The following is a 21,076-nucleotide window of genomic DNA, read 5'->3' as shown; positions in this document are numbered from 1 at the left end:
TCTTGATAAAGCATGGATAAGGGCGCGGGCGAGCTCGGGGGCGGTCGGCAGCAGTTTCGTGACATGGCCAGAACAGTGGCGGCACAGTCGAGACCTGACCGAGTCCTCGGCCGGCCTCGTACCCGTACGTGGGCGAGGCCCTCAGGTGCGCAGGCGCAGGCCCTTCGGGGTGGCGTGGAAACCGGCCGTCTCCAGGTCCGGGCCCAGGGGCGACGTCAGGGCCGGGGCGGCGTTGACCCGCTCCACCGTGAGCGCCGGGAGGGTGCCCGCACGGGACGCCGTGACCAGGGCCGTCGTGGCCGCCAGCAGCCGGGGGTCGCCGGCCTCCGGCCAGGCCAGCAGGGTCTTGCCGCCGCGCTCCAGGTACAGGGTGAGCTCCCCGTCGACCAGGACCACCAGGGAGCCCGCCTTGCGACCCGGCTTGTGCGTCGCGTCGCCCGGGGGATCGGGCCACGGCAGGGCCGCCCCGTACGCGTTCGCCGGGTCGGCGGCGGCCAGGACGACCGCCGCCAGCGGGGGCGGGGTCCGCTCGGCCGCCCGGAGCCGGTCCACGGCGCCGTCCATCGCGAACTGGGCCGCGCCCAGCCCCTCCACCACGTACCCCCGGCGGGCCTGGCCACTGTCCTCGAACGCGGACAGGACCCGGTAGACCGCGCTGAAGCCGCCGGCCACGCCCTCCGCCGCCACCGCGCCCCGGGTGACCACGCCGTGCCGGTCCAGCAGGGTGCGGGCCAGGGCGTGGGCCCGGTGCGTCGGGTCGGGGGCGGCCGCGGGCAGCAGCGACCAACGGCCCGAGACCGTCGGCGGACCCGTACGGGAGACGGTGGCGCCGAGCGTGCCGTAGCGCCCGCGCGGGACGGTGCGGCGGGCCCGGTGCGCGGTGGCGCCCGCCGTCCGGCCGGAACCCAGCAGGGAACGCAGCGGGGCCAGGGTGTCGTTCGTCAGGCGGCCCGACCAGGCCAGGTCCCAGACCACCGAGGCGAGCTCCGGATCGGAGGCCTCGGGGTGGGCGGCGCGGACGGACTGGGTGAGTTGGCGGAAGAACAGCCCGTAGCCCCCCGAGAGGGCGTCGAGGACGGCCTTGTGGAGCTCGCCGAGCTCCAGCGGGTGCGGCTCGGGGAGCAGTAGCGGGGCCGCGTCCGCCAGGTAGAGGGAGACCCAGCCGTCCTTGCCCGGCAGGGCTCCCGCTCCCGCCCACACCACCTCGCCCGTCGTGGTCAGCTCGTCCAGCAGGGCCGGGGAGTACCCGGTCACCCGCGACGGCAGGACCAGTCTCTCCAGCGCCGACGCGGGGACCGCGGCCCCCTGGAGCTGCTCGACGGCGCGGGCCAGGCCGTCGATGCCGCGCAGGCCGCCGCCCAGGTGCTGCCACTGGGGGAGGAAGGTGGCCAGCGAGGTGGGCGGAACCGGCTCCAGCTCCTGGCGGAGCGCCGCCAGCGAGCGGCGGCGCAGTCGGCGCAGCACGGCCGCGTCGCACCACTCCTGGCCGATGCCCGCCGGATGGAACTCGCCCTGGACCAGCCGGCCCGCCGCCGCGAGCCGGTGCAGGGCGCCGTCGGTCACCGCCGTGCCCAGACCCAGGCGGGCCGCGACGGTGACCGTGGTGAACGGGCCGTGGGTGCGGGCGTACCGGGCGAGGAGGTCGCCGAGGGGGTCCTTGACCGGTTCCGTGAACGCCTCGGGAACCCCGACCGGCAGGGCCGTGCCCAGGGCGTCCCGCAGCCGGCCCGCGTCCTCGATCGCCGCCCAGTGCTCCGCGCCCGCGATCCGGACGTCGACGACGCGGCGGGCGGCGCCGAGTTCACGGACCCACGCCGGATCCGCGCCGCGCTCGGCCAACTCCGCGTCGGTCAGCGGGCCCAGCAGGCGCAACAGGTCGGCCACCGATTCGGCGTCCTTGGCCCGCCGGTCCGGGGTCAGCCACTGGAGCTCACGCTCCAGGTCCTCCAGTACCTGCGCGTCCAGCAGTTCGCGCAACTCCGCCTGGCCGAGGAGCTCCGACAACAGGCGGGAGTCCAGCGACAGCGCCGCCGCCCTGCGCTCGGCCAGCGGTGAGTCGCCCTCGTACAGGAACTGGGCGACGTACCCGAACAGGAGGGAACGGGCGAACGGCGAGGGCTCGGGCGTGGTGACCTCGACCATCCGCACGCGGCGCGCCTCGATGTCCCCCATCAGCTCGGTCAGGCCCGGTACGTCGAACACGTCCTGGAGGCATTCGCGGACGGCTTCCAACACGATCGGGAAGGACCCGAACTCCGATGCCACCTGGAGCAGTTGCGAGGCGCGCTGGCGCTGCTGCCACAACGGGGTGCGCTTGCCCGGACTGCGCCGCGGCAGCAGCAGGGCGCGCGCCGCGCACTCGCGGAAGCGGGAGGCGAACAGGGCCGAACCGCCGACCTGGTCGGTGACGATCCCGTTGACGTCGCCCTGGTCGAAGGTGACGTCGGCCGCGCCCAGCGGCGGCCGGTCGTCGTCGAACCCGTGGGTGGGGACGTGCGCGGGATCGTGGTCGAGGAGGTCCATGGACAGCAGGTCGGCGTCCGGCAGGCGCAGCACGATGCCGTCGTCGGCATGCATGACCTGCGCGTCCATGCCGTACTTCTCGGCCAGGCGGGCGCCGAGGGCCAGCGCCCAGGGGGCGTGCACCTGGGCGCCGAACGGCGAGTGGACCACGACCCGCCAGTCGCCCAGTTCGTCACGGAACCGCTCGACGACGATGGTCCGGTCGTCCGGTACGTGGCCGCAGGCCTCCCGCTGCTCGGAGAGGTACGCGAGGACGTTGTCGGCGGCCCAGGCGTCGAGGCCCGCCGCGAGCAGCCGCAGCCGGGCGTCCTCGGCGCTCAGGCCGCCGAGCTCGCGCAGGAACGCGCCGACGGCGCGGCCCAGTTCGAGGGGGCGGCCCAGCTGGTCGCCCTTCCAGAACGGCAGCCGGCCCGGTACCCCGGGCGCCGGGGTGACCAGGACCTGGTCGCGGGTGATGTCCTCGATGCGCCACGAGGTGGTGCCCAGGGTGAACACGTCGCCCACGCGGGACTCGTAGACCATCTCCTCGTCGAGCTCGCCGACCCGACCGCCGCCCCTGCCGCCCTTCTTCGTGTCGGACGCGGCGCTGCCCGCGAGGAAGACGCCGAACAGCCCGCGGTCGGGGATGGTGCCGCCGGAGGTGACGGCCAGGCGCTGGGCGCCTGGTCGCCCCGTGATCGTCCCGGCGACGCGGTCCCACACCACGCGCGGGCGCAGCTCGGCGAACGCGTCCGACGGGTAGCGGCCCGCCAGCATGTCCAGCACCGCCGTGAACGCCGACTCCGGCAGGGCCGCGAAGGGCGCCGCCCGGCGCACCAGGGCCAGCAGTTCATCCAGCTGCCAGGTGTCCATCGCGGTCATCGCGACCAGCTGCTGCGCGAGGACGTCCAAGGGGTTGGAGGGGATCCGCAGCGACTCGATCGAGCCGGTGCGCATCCGCTCGGTCACCACGGCGGCCTGGACCAGGTCGCCCCGGTACTTGGGGAAGACCACGCCCGTGGAGACGGCGCCCACCTGGTGACCGGCGCGGCCCACGCGTTGCAGCCCGGAGGCCACCGACGGTGGGGACTCCACCTGGATCACCAGGTCCACCGCGCCCATGTCGATGCCCAGTTCGAGGCTCGACGTGGCGACCACGGCGGGCAACCGGCCGGCCTTCAGGTCCTCCTCGACCAGGGCCCGCTGCTCCTTGGACACCGAGCCGTGGTGCGCGCGGGCCAGCAGCGGCGGGGCGCCGAGGGCCGCGCCCGACTGGGCCATGACCTCGGCCGGGGGAGCGCCCTCAGGCAGGGGTGCGCCGGTGGCCCGCTCGTGGGCGATCTCGTTGAGCCGGTTGCAGAGCCGTTCCGCGAGCCGGCGGGAGTTGGCGAACACGATCGTCGAGCGGTGGGACTGCACGAGGTCCGCGATCCGCTCCTCCACGTGGGGCCAGATGGACGGCCTGTCGCCGCCCTCCTTGCCGTCGGTGGCGGGGGAGCCGCCCAGCTCGCCCATGTCCTGCACGGGGACGACCACCGACAGGTCGAACTCCTTGCCGGACGGCGGCTGCACGATCTCGACGCGGCCGCGCGGCGCGAGGTACCGGGCCACCTCGTCGACCGGGCGGACGGTCGCCGACAGCCCGATCCGGCGCGCCGGTCGCGGCAGCAGCTCGTCCAGCCGCTCCAGCGACAGCGCCAGGTGGGCGCCCCGCTTGGTCCCGGCCACGGCGTGCACCTCGTCCAGGATCACCGTCTCGATACCGGACAACGCGTCGCGCGCCGCGGAGGTCAGCATCAGGAACAGCGACTCCGGAGTGGTGATCAGGATGTCCGGGGGCCGCGTGGCCAGGGACCGCCGCTCGGCCGGCGGGGTGTCCCCCGACCGGATGCCCACCCGGATGTCCGGCTCGGGCAGGCCGAGGCGGGCCGATTCCTGCCTGATCCCGGTCAGCGGACTGCGCAGGTTGCGCTCCACGTCGACGGCGAGGGCCTTCAACGGGGACACGTACAGGACGCGGCAGCGCTTCTTCGGATCGGCGGGCGGCGGGGCCGAGGCCAACTGGTCGAGGGCGGCGAGGAACGCCGCGAGGGTCTTGCCCGAGCCGGTGGGCGCCACCACCAGCACGTCCGACCCCTCCCCGATGGCCCGCCAGGCACCCTCCTGCGCGGGGGTGGGCGTACGGAAGGCCCCCGTGAACCAGGAGCGGGTCGCGGGCGAGAACGAGGCGAGCGCGGAGCCGGACATGCCCCCATCGTGCACCCCGGCACTGACATACCGCCCGACCTGCGAGAACGCCCGCACCCGACCGGGCGCAGAATGGGGGGATGGGGACGGACGAGGGACGCGGCGAGTGGGCCCGGCACTGGCAGTACGCGGAACTGCCCGGCCTGGACCTCCTGCGCGCCCGCTACGTGCGCCACACCTTCCCGCGCCACGCCCACGACGGATACGTGATCGCCGCCGTCACCGGCGGCGTCGAGGAGATCGGCCTCCCCGGCGGCACCGTGCGGGCCGGGCCCGGCAGCGTCGTCCTGATCAACCCGGAGGTCGCGCACACCGCCCGGGCCGGTGTCCCCGAAGGCTGGACGTACGCCACCCTCTACCCGTCCCGGGGCCTGATAGCCGAGGTCGCCGCCGAGATCGGCACCCTGCGGGGGACGCCCGGCTTCACCGCAGAGCTGGTCACCGACCTCCCGGGCTCCCGGGCGATCACCGAGGTCCACCGGGCCGCCGAGGAGGGCAACGCGCTGGCCGCCGACACCCTCCTGCGGGGCGTGGTGGCCCGGATGCTCTCCCGGCACGCGGGCCCGCTGCCCGCCCGTACGCCGCGCCGCGCGGGCGCCGCCGACGCCGAGCGGGCCCGGGCCGTCCTGGCGGAGCGGATGGCGGGCCCGCCCTCGCTGGAGCAGCTCGCGGCCGAGCTGGGCACCAGCCCCTTCGCCCTGCTGCGGGCCTTCCGCGCCCGCTACGGCATGCCGCCGCACACCTGGCTGACCGACGCCCGGGTCCGGCGGGCGCGCCTGCTGCTGGACGGGGGGACGGCGCCGGCGGAGGCGGCCGTCGCCGTCGGCTTCACCGACCAGCCGCACCTGAACCGGCACTTCACCCGCATCGTCGGCGTCCCGCCGGGCGCCTACCGGCGGGAGCGGGCGGCCGGCTGACCGGCGCCCCCGGACGGGCTTCCCCGGACCGGGCCGGACGTGCAAGAACGTACAAGACCGGGCGCCCCCGCCCTGCGTACCTTCGGGGCGTGGGAGAACATCGGATGGTGATGCGGGAGACCCCCGAGAGGGTCGACGACGGGCGGCCCCGCGCCGCGGTCGTGCGGGACGCGCTCGGGGTGGGGGTGGCCGTCGGGCTGTCCGGGTTCGCGTTCGGCGTGACCGCCGCCGGAGCCGGGATCAGCGTGCTCCAGGCCTGCGTGCTGAGCCTGCTCGTCTTCACCGGCGCCTCGCAGTTCGCGCTGGTCGGAGCCCTGGCCGGGGGTGGCAACCCGTTCACCGCGGCCGCCGGGGCCTTCTTCCTCGGGACCCGGAACGCCTTCTACGGGCTGCGGCTGTCGCAGCTCCTCGCGCTGCCCCGCTTCCTGCGCCCCCTCGCCGCGCACTGGGTGATCGACGAGACCACCGCCGTGGCGCTCGCCCAGCCCGACCGCAAGTCGGCCCGGCTCGGGTTCACCGTCACCGGCCTCACCCTGTACGTCCTGTGGAACCTCACCACCCTGCTCGGGGCGCTGGGCGCCGAGGCCATCGGGGACACCGCCGCGTGGGGGCTGGACGCCGCCGGGCCCGCCGTGTTCCTCGCCCTCCTCGCGCCGATGCTCAGGACGGCCACCGAGCGGGCCGTCGCCGCGCTCGCCGTCGTCCTCGGACTGGGCTTCCTGCCGTTCCTGCCCGCCGGGGTGCCCGTGCTGATCGCCGCGCTGGCCGCCCCCGCCGTTCTGTGGTTGAAGGGACGCCGCTCGTGAACGTCTGGATCGCCATCGGGATCACCGTCGTCGGGTGCTACGCCCTCAAGCTCGTCGGGCTGCTCGTCCCCGCCGGGGCACTGGAACGGCCCCTGGTCCAACGGCTCGCCGCGCTCCTGCCGGTCGCGCTGCTCGCCGCGCTCACCGCCCAGCAGACCTTCAGCACCGGCCACGAACTCGTCCTCGACGCCCGGGCCGCCGGGCTCGCCGCCGCCGGAGCCGCCCTGCTGCTGCGGGCCCCCTTCCTCGTCGTCGTCGGCGCGGCGGTCGTGGTCACCGCGGGTGTGCGGGCCCTGGCCGGCTGACCCCCGTCAGCGGCCGTCCGTACGCCCGCAGCGTCAGCAGGGCCTCCAGGGTGGCGATCGGCCGCCGCTCCAGCGAGCTGCCGGGCGCCCACTCGGGACGCAGCACGGGCCAGCCGCCGTCCGGCTGCTGCTCCGCCGCCAGGAAGTCCAGCGAGCGCCCCATCTCCTCGTCCGTGAACCAGCTCCGGGCCAGCGACTCCGGGCGCTGCGCGTAGTCGTACGCGAAGAGCCGCTCGTCCGGCGCGTACCCCGGCGGGAGCGGGTACTCCGCGCGCCGGGCCGGGTCGAGCACCACCAGCCGCTGCTCGCGCACGAGCCGGCCGAGCCGGTCCGCGGCCGCCGCCGCGCGGGCCCGGTCGGGGGCGCCGTCGAGGAAGGCCACCGCGCTGCGGACCTCGTACGGATGCGGCCGGCGCAGGTTCTCCACCCGCTCCCAGCAGAAGTCCGTCGCCCGGAACAGCCACGCGTGCCAGATCCGGTTGCGGTGCAGCAGCCCGACGACCGGCCCCGTGGTCAGCAGCTCGCCCGGCGGGTCGTCGCGGACGGGGTGGTACGGCGCGGACGGGTAGTGGCGCGGTGGCGGGAAGACCAGCGGGAGCGCCCCGTCCGGGGTGGACACCCCGGTCAGGTGGCGGCAGAGCCGCTCGATGCGCTGCCCGGCGCAGCGGCCGAGGCTGTCGAGGACGCGCAGGGCGTGCGCGGTGTGCAGCGGCTGGCTCAGCGGGCCGCGCAGATCGGGGTCGAGGGCGTGCCCGTAGCCGCCGTCGCCGCCGAGGTACGCGCCGAGGGCGGCGTCCACCGGGTCGGCCTCCCCGTCGAGGAAGTGGAACGCGAACCGGCGCTGCTCCAGGACGCGGGCCGTGAGCCAGATGAACTGCTCGGCACGGACCAGGGGGGCCGGCAGGGCCTGTGCGGCCTGTGGGGCATGAGCCGTGGGCGGGCCCTGCGGGGCTCGTGCGACCTGTGGGGCCGGTGGGCCCGATGGGGCCGGCGTGGAAGCTTCGTCTCCAGGCATGCGTGACACCGTAGGGCGCGGGGACCGGGCCGCAGGGCACGAACGGAGCGGGTGCACTCTCCGGGGCGGGATACTGGAGGCATGCGGTTGACGATTTTCTGGGAGCGGATGGCCGAGCACTTCGGCGCCGGCTACGCCGACTCCTTCGCCCGGGACCACGTCATGACGGAGCTGGGCGGGCGCACGGTCCACCAGGCCCTGGACGCGGGCTGGGAGGCCAAGGACGTCTGGCGCGCGGTGTGTTCGGCGATGAACGTGCCCGCCTCGCTGCGCTGAGGCCGCGGGCCCCGGACGCTGCTTCGCGGTACGGGTCGCCGGTGGGCGAGACTTGGCCGCGTGGCAGCGACTGATGAGACGACCGACCCGCCCGCGGACGCCCCCGGCACGGCGCCCCCGACGGGTGTGACGGCCGCCGGTCCGCCCGGTGCGGGGCCATGGCCGGGCGACCCGGCACGGCCGGGCGACCCGCCCGTCGACGCCGCCCCGGCCGGGGCGGACGCGCGGATGCCGCGCTGGCTGCCGCGCGCGGTGATCCTCGTACTGGCGCTCTTCGCCTGTTTCCAACTCGGCAGCTGGGCCTTCCACCAGCTGATCGGCCTGCTGATCAACGTCCTGATCGCGTTCTTCCTCGCGCTGGCGATCGAACCGGCCGTGGCCAGGATGGCGGCGCGCGGCATGCGCCGCGGGTTCGCCACCTTCCTGGTGTTCCTCGGGGTGTTCGTCTTCGCGGCGGGCTTCCTCGCCCTGCTCGGCTCGATGCTCGCGGGGCAGATCGTCGACATGGTGGAGGGCTTCCCGCGCTACCTCGACTCGGTGATCAAATCCATCAACGACACCTTCCACACCGAGCTGTCCCGGCTGGAGATCCAGGACAGCCTGCTGCACTCCGACTGGCTCCAGAAGTACGTGCAGAACAGCGCGACGGGCGTGTTGGACGTCTCCACCACCGTGCTCGGCGGACTCTTCAGGCTGCTGACGGTCGGCCTGTTCTCGTTCTACTTCGCCGCCGACGGGCCGAGGCTGCGGCGCGCGCTGTGCTCCGTACTGCCGCCGGCCAAGCAGGCGGAGGTGCTGCGCGCCTGGGAGATCGCCGTCGCCAAGACGGGCGGCTACCTCTACTCGCGCGGGCTGATGGCACTGATCTCGGGCGTCGCGCACTACGTCCTGTTCGCGTTCCTCGACGTGCCGTACGCGCCCGCGCTCGCGGTGTGGGTGGGGCTGGTGTCCCAGTTCATCCCCACCATCGGCACCTACCTGGCGGGCGCGCTGCCGATGCTGATCGCCTTCACCGTCAACCCTTGGTACGCGCTGTACGTGCTCGGGTTCGTGGTGGTCTACCAGCAGTTCGAGAACTACGTGCTGCAGCCCAAGTTGACCTCGAAGACCGTCGACATCCACCCGGCGGTGGCCTTCGGCTCGGTCATCGCGGGCACCGCCCTGCTGGGCGCGGTCGGGGCGCTCATCGCGATCCCGGCCGTCGCCACGTCGCAGGCGTTCCTCGGCGCGTACGTGAAGAGGTACGCGCTGACGGAACACGCGGACGTCTCTACCGCCCGTTCTCTTCCGGGGCGGCGAGTACGGCTGCCAGGGCGTCGGTGACCCAGGTCTCGACGGCGTCCTTGCCGACGCCGAGACCGCTGAGCGGGCCCGTGCCGTGCTCCAGTTCCAGGAGCGCGAGCAGGACGTGCTCGGTGCCCACGTAGTTGTGCCCGAGGCGCAGGGCCTCGCGGAAGGTCAGCTCCAGGGCCTTCTTCGCGGAGGCGTCGAAGGGCACCAGGTCCGGGACGGACTCCGCGGCGGCGGGCAGGCCGGCGGTGGCCGCCGTGCGCACGGCGTCGGCCGTGACCCCCTGGGCGGTCAGGGAGTGCACCGCGAGGCCGTCGGGCTCGGACAGCAGGCCGAGGAGCAGGTGCTCGGTGCGGATCTCGGTGTTGCCGGCGGCGCGGGCCTCGTTCTGCGCGGTCACGACGACGTTGCGGGCGCGGGGGGTGAAGCGGCCGAAGCCCTCGTTGGGGTCGATGCCGGGCTCGCCCTCCTTGTCGGCCTTGGGGACGAAGCGCTTCTGGGCGGCCTGGCGGGTGACGCCCATGCTGCGGCCGATGTCGGTCCAGGAGGCGCCGGAGCGGCGGGCCTGGTCGACGAAGTGGCCGATGAGGTGGTCGGCCACGTCGCCGAGGGACTCGGCGGCGACGACGGCGCCGCTGAGCTGCTCCAGGGTGTCGGTGTGGACCTTCTTGATGGCCTCGATGAGGTCGTCGAGGCGTACCGGGTTGGCCATGCGAACGGGTTCCGCGGAAGGGTTCGTCATAAGCGCAACCCTAGGTTGACACCCAAGAGGTGTCAACCTTCGGTTGTCACTGGCCGGTGGGGTGGATGGAGGGCCTACGGGGTCCTGGAGAACGAGCGGCGGTAGGAACGGGGCGGCACGCCCCGGCGGCGCACGAACTGCTCGCGCAGCACGGCCGCGCTGCCGTACCCCACCCGACGGGCGATCTCCTCGACGGGCAGGTCCGTGGTCTCCAGCAACTCCTCGGCGCCGCTCAGCCGCAGGCCCCGTAGCCAGGCGTGCGGTGTCGTGCCCGTCGCCGCGGCGAAACGGCGGGCGAAGGACCGCTTGCTCATCATGGCCCGCCGGGCCAACTCCGCGACGGGCAGCGGCTCGTGCAGGTTCTCCCGGACCCAGGCCAGGACCTCGGCGAGCCGCTCGTCGTGGCAGTCCTCCGGGGCGGGCGCCGCCAGGTACTGGGCCTGCCCGCCGTCGCGGTGCGAGGGCAGCACCATGTCCCGTGCCACGGCGTTCGCCGTCGCGGCGCCGTGCTCCCGCCGCAGCAGGTGCAGGCACAGGTCGAAACCGGCCGCGGCGCCGGCGCCCGTGACGATCCGGCCCTCGTCGACGTACAGGGCGTCGGGCTCGACGGACACCTCCGGGTGACGGTCCGCCAGCAGCGCGGCGAACCGCCAGTGCGTGGTGGCCCGCAGGCCGTCGAGCAGTCCGGCGGCGGCGAGCGCGAACGTCCCGACGCAGTGGGCCGCGACCAGCGCGCCCCGCCCGTGCGCCGCGGACAGCGCGTCGAGCACGGCGGGGCCCGGCGGCGTACGGAAACCCGCCCCCGGCAGGGCGATCACCAGATCGGCGGCGGCCAACCGGTCCAGGCCGTGCGTCACCGTCAACGGCACGCCCAGGTCGGTGGGTACCGGGCCGGGGCGGTCGGCGCACAGGGCGAAGTCGAAGCCGGGCAGCCCCTGCCCGTGCGGGCCGAACACCTCGGTGACGATGCCGACGGCGAGCATGCCGGCCCCGGGGGGTACGTACGCGGCGACGGTCTCGAAGGGCGGCACGCCGGAAGTATCGCAGCCGGGAGGGGGGTTGGCACGATTCCCGCGATCACTGGCAACGCTGCCACTCGTGGGCGCCCGGCCCGCCCGGGAGCATGGTGCACATGACAGACGCACCGCTGGCCCGCAGCGCCACGTACACGATCCTGACCACCGGATACACCCTCTCGACGGGGCCCGGCGTCGCCGCCACCGTCTCCTACGTCCACGACGGGGACCGCCACGTGATCGTCGACCCGGGCATGGTGGCCGGCCGCGACCGCATCCTCGGCCCGCTCGCCGAACTGGGGCTCGGCCCCGACGACATCACCGACGTGGTGCTCAGCCACCACCACCCGGACAACACCATGAACGTCGGCCTCTTCGGCGAGGCCCGCGTCCACGACCACAAGGCCGAATACCGGCACGACCAGTGGACCGACCGGGACGCCGAGGGCCACGAACTCACCCCCTCCCTGCGCCTGATACGCACCCCGGGCCACAGCCGCGAGGACATCACGCTGCTGGCGGGCACGGGCGAGGGCGTCGTCGCCTTCGTGGGCGACCTGTGGTGGCGCCCCAACGGGCCCGTCGAGGACCCGGTGGCACCGGACCACGGGCTCCTGCGCGCCTCCCGGCTCCGCGTCCTGACCGCGGCGGACCTGATCGTCCCCGGCCACGGCGGCGCCTTCCCGGCGGACCACACGGCTCCGCTGTAGGACCCGCGGGCCGGGGTCGGCCGGGGTCGGCCGGGGCCGGCCGGCCCCCGATCCCCGGGGCATCGCCCCGAAGGGGTGGGGCGGTTCCCCCGCCCGGGTGATGGCCGGGCATCCGGCGGGGGATGTGCGACGCGGAGTCCGGGGCGAAGCATGGACGCGACGCGTCTCGCCGCCCAGGGGGTTGTCATGCGTTCCTGGGCGGATGGCCGGCCGAGGCGGGCGGCCCCGAGGGTCCGCGGGGCGTGGCCGCATTGATCATGAACGCCTGCTACGCGCCGATGCTGCCGTGGGGGCCGCTGGTCGCCGTCGTCGCGGTTTCCTACGCGCTACGACGCCGGAAGCGGACGGCTCCCGAGGCCTCGGCGTGATCGGAGCCCGATGACACCGGCCCCGGAGCGCCGGGGCGGGCGGGGCAGGTGTGGCGCGCTTGACAGGGAAATCGAACATCCATTCTGATGAGTTATCCACAGCCGAACCCGGTGTGGGAGCGCATTGTCAGTGGCAGGCGTTAGCGTCAATGGCGTGAAGCGATCGACTCAAGCAAATCGGGTGGAACCCATGGCAGGCACCGACCGCGAGAAGGCTCTCGACGCCGCTCTCGCACAGATTGAACGGCAATTCGGCAAGGGTGCGGTCATGCGCCTCGGCGACAAGCCGAACGACCCCATCGAGGTCATCCCCACCGGGTCGACCGCGCTGGACATCGCCCTCGGCGTCGGCGGGCTGCCCCGCGGCCGCGTGATCGAGGTGTACGGGCCGGAGTCCTCCGGTAAGACCACGCTGACCCTGCACGCCGTGGCCAACGCCCAGAAGGCCGGCGGCACCGTCGCCTTCGTGGACGCCGAGCACGCGCTCGACCCCGAGTACGCGAAGGCCCTGGGTGTCGACACCGACAACCTCATCCTCTCCCAGCCGGACACCGGCGAGCAGGCGCTCGAGATCGTGGACATGCTGGTCCGCTCCGGCGCCCTCGACCTCATCGTCATCGACTCCGTGGCGGCGCTCGTGCCCCGTGCGGAGATCGAGGGCGAGATGGGCGACTCGCACGTGGGTCTCCAGGCCCGCCTGATGAGCCAGGCCCTGCGAAAGATCACGGGTGCGCTCAACCAGTCCAAGACCACCGCGATCTTCATCAACCAGCTCCGCGAGAAGATCGGTGTGATGTTCGGCTCGCCGGAGACCACCACCGGTGGCCGCGCGCTGAAGTTCTACGCCTCCGTGCGTCTGGACATCCGCCGCATCGAGACCCTCAAGGACGGCACCGACGCGGTCGGCAACCGTACGCGCGTCAAGGTCGTCAAGAACAAGGTCGCGCCGCCGTTCAAGCAGGCCGAGTTCGACATCCTCTACGGCCAGGGCATCAGCCGCGAGGGCGGCCTGATCGACATGGGCGTGGAGCACGGCTTCGTGCGCAAGGCCGGCGCCTGGTACACGTACGAGGGCGACCAGCTCGGCCAGGGCAAGGAGAACGCCCGCAACTTCCTGAAGGACAACCCCGACCTCGCCAACGAGATCGAGCGGAAGATCAAGGAGAAGCTGGGCGTGGGCGTGCGCAAGGTCGACGCAGCCGCCGCCGCCGACGAGGCGGGCGCCGCACCGGCGGATGCCGCAGCGGCCGTGCCCGCCCCGGCGTCGAAGGCCAAGACGACGGCCAAGGCCGCCGTCGCCAAGAGCTGACCCGTGCGGGAGCAGGAAAGGGGCGGCGGAGGCGGCCGTGAAGGCTGGCAGGAACTGCCGCCCCAGAGTCCCGAGGAGCAGGCGCGGGCGATCTGTCTGCGCCTGCTCACCGGGATGCCGCGTACCCGGCGGCAACTCGCGGACGCCCTGGAGAAGCGGGGCATCCCCGAGGAGGTGTCGCAGGAGGTCCTCTCCCGGTACGAGGAGGTCGGCCTGATCGACGACGCCGCCTTCGCCGGGGCCTGGGTCGAGTCCCGTCACCGCGGCCGGGGCCTGGCCCGTCGGGCCCTCGCCCAGGAACTGCGGACCAAGGGGGTGCACACCACCCTCGTGCAGGAGGCCCTGGAACAGCTGGATTCCGAGCAGGAGGAACGGACGGCCCGGGAACTCGTGGAGCGCAAGCTCCGCGCTACCCGCGGCCTGGACCGGGACAAGCGGATCCGGCGCCTCGCGGGCATGCTCGCCCGCAAGGGGTACCCGGAGGGCATGGCCCTGCGGGTCGTCCGCAGGGCGCTGGAGGCGGAGGGCGACGAGGCCGACGACGCCGAGAACGCCGTATAGACGCTGTCGGGATGGACGCTGTCGAGCAGGAGCACTCGACGGGCTGAGCGCGACGGCCGGTGGCCCGGGGCGTTGAGGTGCGGGGGCCGGCGGGCCGGGGTGGGGGTAGCCCCCGGGTGGGGACGCCGGAACGCGCCAATGTCAAGAACCGGGCCCGGCGGCAGAGTTGCCCGCATGATGCTGCGTTACGCCCTCCAGACCGTCCGGGACCGCACCGCCGGCTTCCTCGGTGCCTTCGTCGCCCTCGTGTGCGCCGCGGCACTGATCACCGCCTGCGGCACGCTGCTGGAGACCGGACTCCGCGGCCGGATCGCCACCGAGCGGTACGCGGCCGCACCGGTGGTCGTCTCCGCCGACCAGAACGTCCACCGGACCACGGTCACGGAGAAGAAGGGCAAGACCAGGACGAAGCACAAGGCCAAGCCCGTCGCCGAGCGGGCCTGGCTCCCGGCCGGAGCCGTCGACACGGTCCGTGCCGTCCCCGGAGCCCTTCGGGCCGTACCCGAGCTCACCTTCCAGGCCGTGCCCGTCGGCCCGGCCGCGTCCGGCGGCACGCCCTCGTACGGCCACGCCTGGACCTCCGCCGCACTCACCCCCTTCGCGCTCACCGAGGGCCGCGCCCCGCAGGGCGGTGACGAGGTCGTCGTCGACGGGGCCCTGGCCGCCCGGGCCGGGCTCAAGACCGGAGCCCGACTCACCGTGCAGGCCACCGGCGGGCCGAAGACCTACACGATCAGCGGGGTGGCGCAGCCGGCCCGCGGCGGCCTCACCCGGCAGGGCGCCCTGTTCTTCGGCGACGCCGAGGCCGAGCGGCTCGCCGACCGGGCCGGGCGGGTCGCCGCCGTCGGCGTGCTGCCCGCGCCCGGAGTGAGCCCCACGGAGCTCGCCGGCAGGATCGCGCGGGCCTTGAAGGCCACCCCGGCGACCGCCACCGCGCAGGTCGCCGTCGGGGACGCCCGAGGGCCGGTCGAGTTCCCGGACGCCGCCGGCGCCCGGATCAAGCTGGTCTCCATGGGCGGCGCCATGGGCGGCACCTCCCTGCTCGTCGCCGTCCTCGTGGTCGTCGGCACGTTCGCCCTCTCCGTCCAGCAGCGCCACCGCGAACTCGCCCTGCTGCGGGCCATCGCCGCGACCCCGCGTCAACTGCGGAGCATGATCGGACGTGAGGCGCTGATCATCGGCCTGGCCGCCGGGGCGCTCGGCGCACTGGCGGGGCTGCCCCTCGCCGCCTGGCTGTACGGCCGCTTCGTCGCCACCGGGGTCGTCCCGGAGGCCCTGGAACGCACCGCCGGGATCTTCCCGATGTGCGCCGCCGTCGGGGCGAGCCTGCTCGGCGCCTGGGCCGCCGCCCGGATCACCGGCCGGCGCATCGCCCGGATCCGGCCGGCCGAGGCACTGGCCGAAGCCGCCGTCGAACGGGGACGTCCCGCCTTGATCCGCACCTCGGCGGGGCTGCTGCTGCTCGCCGGCGGGGCGGTCCTGGTCGTCGTACTCGGATCGCTGCGCACGGAGCCGGCGTCCACGCCGGTGACCTTCCTCGCCGTGGTCGTGTTGGCCGGATCGGTCTCGCTGCTCGGACCCTGGCTGGTGCGGGCGACCGCGCTGCTGCTCGCCGGACCGCTGGGGCTGACCGGCGCCGGCGGCCACCTGGCCACCGCGAACCTGCGCGGGAACGCCACCCGCATGGCCGCAGCCGTGACCCCGCTCGCGCTGCTCGTCGGAATGACCTGCACCGTGCTCTTCGTCACCCCCACCCTCGGCGACGCGGCCCGCGCCCAGGCGCGGGAGGGCACCCGGGCCCCGTGGGTGCTCGCCGCGCGGGGACCCGGCGTGGACCCGGCCGCTGCCGAGCGGATCCGCCGCACGCCTGGGGTCACGGCGGCCACCGAGGTCGTGCGCACGTCGGTGCGCGTCGGCCTGGCCAAGTACGGGGCGCAGGGCGTGACCCCCGCCGGGCTGACCCGGACCTGGGACCCGGCCGTCACGAGCGGGAGCCTGGACGGATTCGGCGAGGACGGCGCGGCCGTGAGTGAACTGGCCGCCGACCAACTGGGTCTGAAGCCGGGCAGCCCGCTGCGACTGACCCTCGGGGACGGAACGCCCGCGACCCTCACGGTGCGCGCCGTGTACGCGCGAGGGCTCGGGTTCGGGGACCTGACGCTCCCGCACGGCCTGCTGGCCGCGCACATGGACAACCCCCTCGCCTCCGCCGTGCTGGTGGCGATCGAGCCGGGAACCGGGCGGGACCGGCTGACCGCCGCGTTGAAGGAGAACCCGGAAGTGGCGGTGCTGTCCGCCGCGGACGCCGACGCGGCGCGGGCCGAGCGGCAGGAGGCCGGGGCCGAGATCAACCTCCTCGCCATGGGCCTCGTACTGGCCTTCACCGCCGTCTCGGTGGTCAACACCCTGGCGATGTCCACCGCCGAACGGTTCCGGGAGTTCGCGATGCTGCGGCTGGCCGGCGCCAAGCGCCGCCAAGTGCTGCGGATGATCCGTACGGAGACCCTGGCCGTGGTGCTGACCGGTGTGGTGCTCGGTTCCGGGATCGCGCTGTCCGTCCTCACCGCGTTCAGCGCGGGCATGACCGGGTCGGTCGCACCGGCCGTGCCGGCGCCGCTCTACGCGCTGGTCGTCGGGGCGGCCGGGCTGCTCGCGCTGGTGGCCACCGCGGTGCCCGGACGGGTCGCCCTGCGGGTGGCTCCGGTGGACGTGGCGACGTCCAAGGCGTGAGGGATATGAGGGGTGAGGTCGGCCCGTGCCCCGGTTCCTCGGGGGCACGGGCCGGCGGCACGCTGCCGTCAGGGGCCGGAGACGGGTAGGCCGGCCGACTTCCAGGCCTGGAAGCCGCCCGTCAGGTCGGTCGCCCGGTGCAGGCCCAGGGCGTGGAGGGAGGCCGCGGCGAGGGTGGAGGCGTAGCCCTCGTTGCAGATCACGATCACTTCGAGGTCGTGGTCCGTGGCCTGCGCAATGCGGTGCGAGCCCCGGGGGTCGAGGCGCCACTCCAACTCGTTGCGCTCGATGACCACGGCCCCCGGAATCAGGCCGTCCCGGTCGCGCAGGGCCTGGTAGCGGATGTCCACCAGCAGGGCCCCGGCCAGGGAGGCCTCGTGGGCGGCCGGCGCGTCGACGCGGGTGTAGCCCTCGCGGACCCGCTCCAGGAGCTCGTCGATGCCGATGGGCGCGCTCACTGCCAGTCCGCCGGGCGCTCGACCTGCTCCAGGGTCAGGACCGGCCCGCTGCGGCTGTACCGGCGGATCAGCGGCAGCGGCGGGTAGTACGCGTGGACGGAGACGGCGTGCTCGGTGCCCGACTCGTTCAGCACCTCGTGCACGTGGTGCTCGCCGAAGCCGCGTCCGGCGCCGCCGGCCAGCGTGCGGGTGCGGTCCACCCCGTCGGCGAGCACCAGGCTCTGCCAGCCCTCGGAGGGCAGGCGCACGGACAGGGAGTGTTCGGTGAGCCGACCCCGGGCGGTGGCGAACGCGCCCCGCGACTCGGCGTGGTCGTGCCAGCCGGTGCCGGTGCCCGGCGGCCAGCCGATCAGCCAGGCCTCACTGCCGCCCGGCCCCTCCAACCGGATCCAGGTGCGGCCCTCGGGGTCCAGGGGCAGCGAATCGACGACCGCCGGATCGGCGGCGGTGCGCAGGGCGAAGTCGAGGAGCTCGGCAGCCGTCGGGCCGGATGAGGGCGCGGCGGAGGGCGAGGGGAGGTGTGAGGGGGTGTGGCCGGGGGCGGGCGCGTGCGTCGGCGCAGACATGGGGTGATGACCGTCCTGGGAGTTCGCGAAGGTGCGCGCGGGCCCGGAAGGGCACGGGGCGCGCGGAGGGAATGCGAATCAGCAGGAAGGGCGACACACGCAGCCCGCGTAGCGGAGCAGGTCCATGTGAACCCTCCGCCACAGGCGTACGTCGTTGCCGGTCATGTCCGCGAGTGAACCACGAGCTGCCGAGAACGGTCAATCGATCACGGCTGTAGGCGTGGTGGAGGCGGCTGCCGCGGGCTCCGGCGCACCACCGCGCACGGCGTCCGCCGCCTCGTACAGTTCCGCCGGCCGGACCCCGGCGAAGGTCGCCGCCAGGTGCCCGTCGGGCCGTACGAGGAGCACGGTGTGCGCCGGAGCGCCCGGGTAGGAGTCCGCGACCAGCAGCTCGGAGCGCACCGGCAGCGCGCTCACCGCGGCGGCCAGCCGGGGCATCAGGCCGGCGCCCACCCAGTGCCGCCGGTCCCACACGCCGGTGCCCGGGGCGACGAGCAGCACCAGCAGCCTGCCCCGGCCGAGCAGGTCGCGCAGCGGGACGGTCGCCCCGTCGGGGGCGGTCACCGGGACGTTCGCCACCGGACCGCCCGGCTCCGTCGCCGTCGGCACCTCGCGCACCGCGACCGGCGGGGCGTACACGGGCTCCGCGCCCAGCGGGCCCCGGCCGAGGTGGCCGTCGGTCAGCAGGGTGTGCGCGGAGCGTGTCGATCCGGGGAGCAGGGTGCGCAGGCCGCTCCCGCCGCGCAGGGCGGGCATGGCCTGGTCGGCGGCACGCAGCCGGGCGGCGACGGCGGTGCGCCGTTCGTCCTCGTAGCTGTCGAGCAGGGCCTCGGAGGCCCCCTGGTGCCAGGCCTGGGCCAGCTTCCAGGCCAGGTTCTCGGCGTCGCGCAGCCCCTCCTCGACCCCCTGGGTGCCGAGCGCGCCCAGCAGGTGGGCGGCGTCCCCGGCGAGGAAGGCCCGGCCGTCGCGCCAGCGCCGGGCGAGACGGTGGTGCAGGGTGTGCACCCCGGTGTCGATCAGGTCGTACGGGGGAGTCGTGCCCCCGCACCACCCCGCCAGGGTGTCCCGGATCAGGGTGACGAGCGCGTCCGGGGTGACGAGGTCCCCGCGGGCGGGGAGCAACCAGTCGAGGCGCCAGACCCCGTCGGGCAGCGGCCGCGCGGTGACCTCCTCGGGACCGGCCGACGGGTTGCGGTGCAGCAACGCCTCCCCGGGCCAGGGCAGTTCGGCGCGGAGCGCGGCCACGGCGTGCCGCTCGACGGCCGTCCGGCCCGGGAACCGGATGTCGAGGAGCTTGCGCACGGTGGAGCGGGCGCCGTCGCAGCCGACCAGATGGCTGCCGCGCCACCAGGTGGTCTCGGAGCCCCGGGTGTGCGCGGTGATGCCGCGCTCGTCCTGCTCCAGGGTGTCCAGCTTGCAGTCGGTGACCAGCTGGATCAGCGGGTGGGTGGTGGCCGAGTCGCGCAGACCGCGGGCCAGGGCGTGCTGCGGCAGGTGCAGGGGCGCGGGCTGTTCCTCGAAGGTGATCCGCGAGGCTTCCTGGCGGCGCCTCATGGTGCGCCAGGCCGCGAAGTGCGCGCCCTCGTCGCGCAGCGTCGTACAGCCCAGGCGGTGCGCCATGGCCGCCGTGTCGGCGTGCAGCACGACGGAACGGGCGGGCCGGGGCTCGTCCTTGCCGGGCCCCTCGTCGAGGAGGACGGACGGTACGCCGTGGCCGGCCAGGGCGAGGGACAGGGACAGCCCGACGGGTCCCGCGCCGACGACGATCACCGGGTCCATGGCGCGGCTCCCGATGTCCGGTATGTGATCACAGAACGTATGCAACCCACTGAAGGTGCCCGCGTCAAGTGACACCCACCTGCAGGCCAGTAGAGGAATAAGAAGTTCCGTATGTCGTGTGATTTAGTTGAAATGCGGTACATTGCCCCCCTTTTCACTTATTCGAAGGGGCTGCTATTGGGTATATGGCGAATATTGATAGGTGGTTTATTTTGGCCAACGAATTGCCGGAATTAACTGTTTCATTTCGGAGGCTCAAATCGACCTCAGAAGGCTCATATCTGCTTGCGGAGTTGCGGTCGATATGGAATTGTCGTCGGTGCGCAGGGGGCAGAAGGTGTCCTCGGTGTTGAAAGAGGGGCGCGGTTCTAAATGGATGCCGATGTCCTTTGACTCTGTCAAGGAGTCTTCCATTCGGAGGTAGGGGAAGAATTTGCTGAAGAGTGCACGCTTTCGAGCTGCTGTCGTTCCGGCAGCCGGGCTGCTGCTGGCCGGGATCTTCTCGCTTGGGTCCGGGACGACGGCGTCAGCAGGTGTTCTGGCCCACCCCTCGGGATGCAAGTTTGAGGTCCCCGGGACTTGGGGGGCGGTCGCAAGCTGCAGTAGTCACCACGGTGGCTCCTACAGGGCTATCGCGATGTGCACGGATGCAGAATCCGGGCGGGTCGAGTGGTTCTACGGACAGTGGAAGCAGTGGGGTACCTCCGTTGCGTATTGCCAGGGATCCTATCGAGCCACATCGTCGGGCATTGATTCGTCTCCCCGCAACAACACCTGACGTGATCGAATCAACTGGGCAAGGATCGGTGAGAATGAAGAAGACGCTTGTTGCGCTGCTGGCCACCACTGCTATGGCGGGCCTCGGGCTCCAGGGAACGGCCGTTGCGGCTCCTACCGGCTGGCCGGATGGTTGTACGAGTTGGACGGTTCCCGACAGCAATGGCAGGGCTGCTAACTGTTCCAGCGGTAACGGTGGTCGATGGAAGGCATCCGCTATATGCCAGCCATGGAACGGGGATCCTGAAATCCACTGGGACGCGACCTCTTGGACCAGCAGTGGAATCTCCATGGCTTTCTGTCCGCCGATGACCAGTATCAAGGGTGGATCGTATTGGACTAGGTCCTACTAGTAGGACGGGCAACTCACGTCCACCGAATGGAGCATCGGCGAGGCACTCGTAGGTGCGGATCGAGTCTGCATCGGGCCTCCATAGTGCGGTAGAGCATTAATCGCGCTGCTACAGCGGTTCAAGGCCGGACTGTTCTGACTGGAAAACCGAGCTTCTCTTGAGGCCCTCAGTGGAGAGGGCTGGAGAGGTGCCTCAAGTTGGCAGGGGCTAGAGGCTTGGACTGTAGGCATCTGTCAGCGTCTGCGTGAAGTGGAAGCCGGTGAGAACATGGCTGTGGGGGGGGGGGGGGGGGGGGGGGGGGGGGGGGGGGGGGGGGGGGGGGGGGGGGGGGGGGGGGGGGGGGGGGGGG

Annotated in this window: 18 protein-coding genes; 10 read left to right on the top strand and 8 right to left on the bottom strand. The window is 73.6% G+C overall.

Features of this window, described 5'->3' with window-relative positions:
• Window positions 1–141 precede the first annotated feature (141 nt).
• Window positions 142–4,749 carry an ATP-dependent helicase gene (locus NOD94_RS28475; RefSeq protein ID WP_281208993.1) on the bottom strand — a complete coding sequence of 1,536 codons (4,608 nt, stop codon included), beginning with the start codon at window positions 4,747–4,749 and terminating at the stop codon, window positions 142–144.
• A gap of 80 nt (window positions 4,750–4,829) precedes the next feature.
• On the opposite strand from NOD94_RS28475, the gene NOD94_RS28470 reads away from it, so the two are divergent.
• The 3 genes from NOD94_RS28470 (at window position 4,830) to NOD94_RS28460 (ending at window position 6,777) form a co-directional block, all read left to right on the top strand.
• Complete coding sequence (locus NOD94_RS28470; protein WP_281208992.1) at window positions 4,830–5,666, top strand: AraC family transcriptional regulator; 837 nt, start codon at window positions 4,830–4,832, stop codon at window positions 5,664–5,666.
• Window positions 5,667–5,770: 104 nt separating this feature from the next.
• Complete coding sequence (locus NOD94_RS28465; protein ID WP_281209005.1) at window positions 5,771–6,472, top strand: AzlC family ABC transporter permease; 702 nt, start codon at window positions 5,771–5,773, stop codon at window positions 6,470–6,472.
• The gene (locus NOD94_RS28460) at window positions 6,469–6,777 is read left to right on the top strand and encodes an AzlD domain-containing protein (protein ID WP_281208991.1); all 309 of its coding nucleotides are present in this window, start codon (window positions 6,469–6,471) and stop codon (window positions 6,775–6,777) included. The genes NOD94_RS28465 and NOD94_RS28460 overlap by 4 nt, the downstream gene beginning before the upstream one ends.
• Here NOD94_RS28460 and NOD94_RS28455 read toward each other — a convergent pair.
• Window positions 6,746–7,792, bottom strand: coding sequence for a hypothetical protein (locus NOD94_RS28455; RefSeq protein WP_281208990.1), 1,047 nt, complete (start codon window positions 7,790–7,792; stop codon window positions 6,746–6,748). The genes NOD94_RS28460 and NOD94_RS28455 overlap by 32 nt on opposite strands.
• Window positions 7,793–7,873: 81 nt before the next feature.
• Here NOD94_RS28455 and NOD94_RS28450 point away from each other — a divergent pair, with 81 nt between their 5' ends.
• Window positions 7,874–8,068, top strand: coding sequence for a DUF3046 domain-containing protein (locus NOD94_RS28450; RefSeq protein WP_281208989.1), 195 nt, complete (start codon window positions 7,874–7,876; stop codon window positions 8,066–8,068).
• A 228-nt stretch (window positions 8,069–8,296) separates the two neighbouring features.
• Window positions 8,297–9,391 carry an AI-2E family transporter gene (locus NOD94_RS28445; RefSeq protein WP_281209004.1) on the top strand — a complete coding sequence of 365 codons (1,095 nt, stop codon included), beginning with the start codon at window positions 8,297–8,299 and terminating at the stop codon, window positions 9,389–9,391.
• Here the strand turns inward: NOD94_RS28445 and NOD94_RS28440 are convergent.
• Together NOD94_RS28440 and NOD94_RS28435 are read right to left on the bottom strand one after the other, a co-directional pair.
• The gene (locus NOD94_RS28440; RefSeq protein ID WP_281208988.1) at window positions 9,339–10,100 is read right to left on the bottom strand and encodes a Clp protease N-terminal domain-containing protein; all 762 of its coding nucleotides are present in this window, start codon (window positions 10,098–10,100) and stop codon (window positions 9,339–9,341) included. The two genes, NOD94_RS28445 and NOD94_RS28440, sit on opposite strands and share 53 nt — an antisense overlap.
• Window positions 10,101–10,174: 74 nt before the next feature.
• On the bottom strand, window positions 10,175–11,083 hold the full coding sequence (locus tag NOD94_RS28435) for a helix-turn-helix domain-containing protein (RefSeq protein WP_281209003.1): 909 nt from the start codon (window positions 11,081–11,083) through the stop codon (window positions 10,175–10,177).
• A 149-nt stretch (window positions 11,084–11,232) separates the two neighbouring features.
• On the opposite strand from NOD94_RS28435, the gene NOD94_RS28430 reads away from it, so the two are divergent.
• The 5 genes from NOD94_RS28430 (at window position 11,233) to NOD94_RS28410 (ending at window position 16,794) form a co-directional block, all read left to right on the top strand.
• Window positions 11,233–11,826: an MBL fold metallo-hydrolase gene (locus NOD94_RS28430; RefSeq protein WP_281208987.1), complete on the top strand. Its 594-nt coding sequence runs from the start codon at window positions 11,233–11,235 to the stop codon at window positions 11,824–11,826.
• A 242-nt stretch (window positions 11,827–12,068) separates the two neighbouring features.
• A complete protein-coding gene (locus tag NOD94_RS28425; protein WP_281208986.1) occupies window positions 12,069–12,194 on the top strand; it encodes a hypothetical protein in 126 nt (41 codons plus the stop codon).
• Window positions 12,195–12,384: 190 nt separating this feature from the next.
• The gene (recA, locus tag NOD94_RS28420) at window positions 12,385–13,503 is read left to right on the top strand and encodes a recombinase RecA (protein ID WP_281208985.1); all 1,119 of its coding nucleotides are present in this window, start codon (window positions 12,385–12,387) and stop codon (window positions 13,501–13,503) included.
• Window positions 13,504–13,506: 3 nt separating this feature from the next.
• Window positions 13,507–14,064, top strand: a complete 558-nt coding sequence (gene recX / locus NOD94_RS28415) for a recombination regulator RecX (protein ID WP_281208984.1) — start codon at window positions 13,507–13,509, stop codon at window positions 14,062–14,064.
• Between the two features lie 174 nt (window positions 14,065–14,238).
• On the top strand, window positions 14,239–16,794 hold the full coding sequence (locus NOD94_RS28410; RefSeq protein WP_281208983.1) for an ABC transporter permease: 2,556 nt from the start codon (window positions 14,239–14,241) through the stop codon (window positions 16,792–16,794).
• A 68-nt stretch (window positions 16,795–16,862) separates the two neighbouring features.
• On the opposite strand, the gene NOD94_RS28405 is transcribed toward NOD94_RS28410, so the two are convergent.
• From NOD94_RS28405 to NOD94_RS28395, 4 genes are all read right to left on the bottom strand, one after another.
• Window positions 16,863–17,258 (bottom strand): rhodanese-like domain-containing protein, encoded by a 396-nt coding sequence (locus NOD94_RS28405; protein WP_281209002.1) that lies wholly within the window; start codon window positions 17,256–17,258, stop codon window positions 16,863–16,865.
• Window positions 17,249–17,818, bottom strand: a complete 570-nt coding sequence (locus NOD94_RS28400; RefSeq protein ID WP_281208982.1) for a cysteine dioxygenase — start codon at window positions 17,816–17,818, stop codon at window positions 17,249–17,251. Before NOD94_RS28400 ends, NOD94_RS28405 begins: the two co-directional genes overlap by 10 nt.
• A gap of 78 nt (window positions 17,819–17,896) precedes the next feature.
• Entirely contained in the window at window positions 17,897–17,983 is an 87-nt protein-coding gene (locus tag NOD94_RS41490; RefSeq protein WP_311318651.1) for a putative leader peptide, read from the bottom strand.
• Between the two features lie 33 nt (window positions 17,984–18,016).
• On the bottom strand, window positions 18,017–19,597 hold the full coding sequence (locus NOD94_RS28395; protein WP_281208981.1) for an FAD-dependent monooxygenase: 1,581 nt from the start codon (window positions 19,595–19,597) through the stop codon (window positions 18,017–18,019).
• Window positions 19,598–21,076: the final 1,479 nt, after the last annotated feature.

It is taken from the genome of Streptomyces sp. Isolate_45, from assembly GCF_024721315.2.
Lineage (GTDB): Bacteria > Actinomycetota > Actinomycetes > Streptomycetales > Streptomycetaceae > Streptomyces.
Note: the sequence above shows the minus strand (reverse complement) of the source record. Positions and strands in the feature narration are given on the sequence as shown.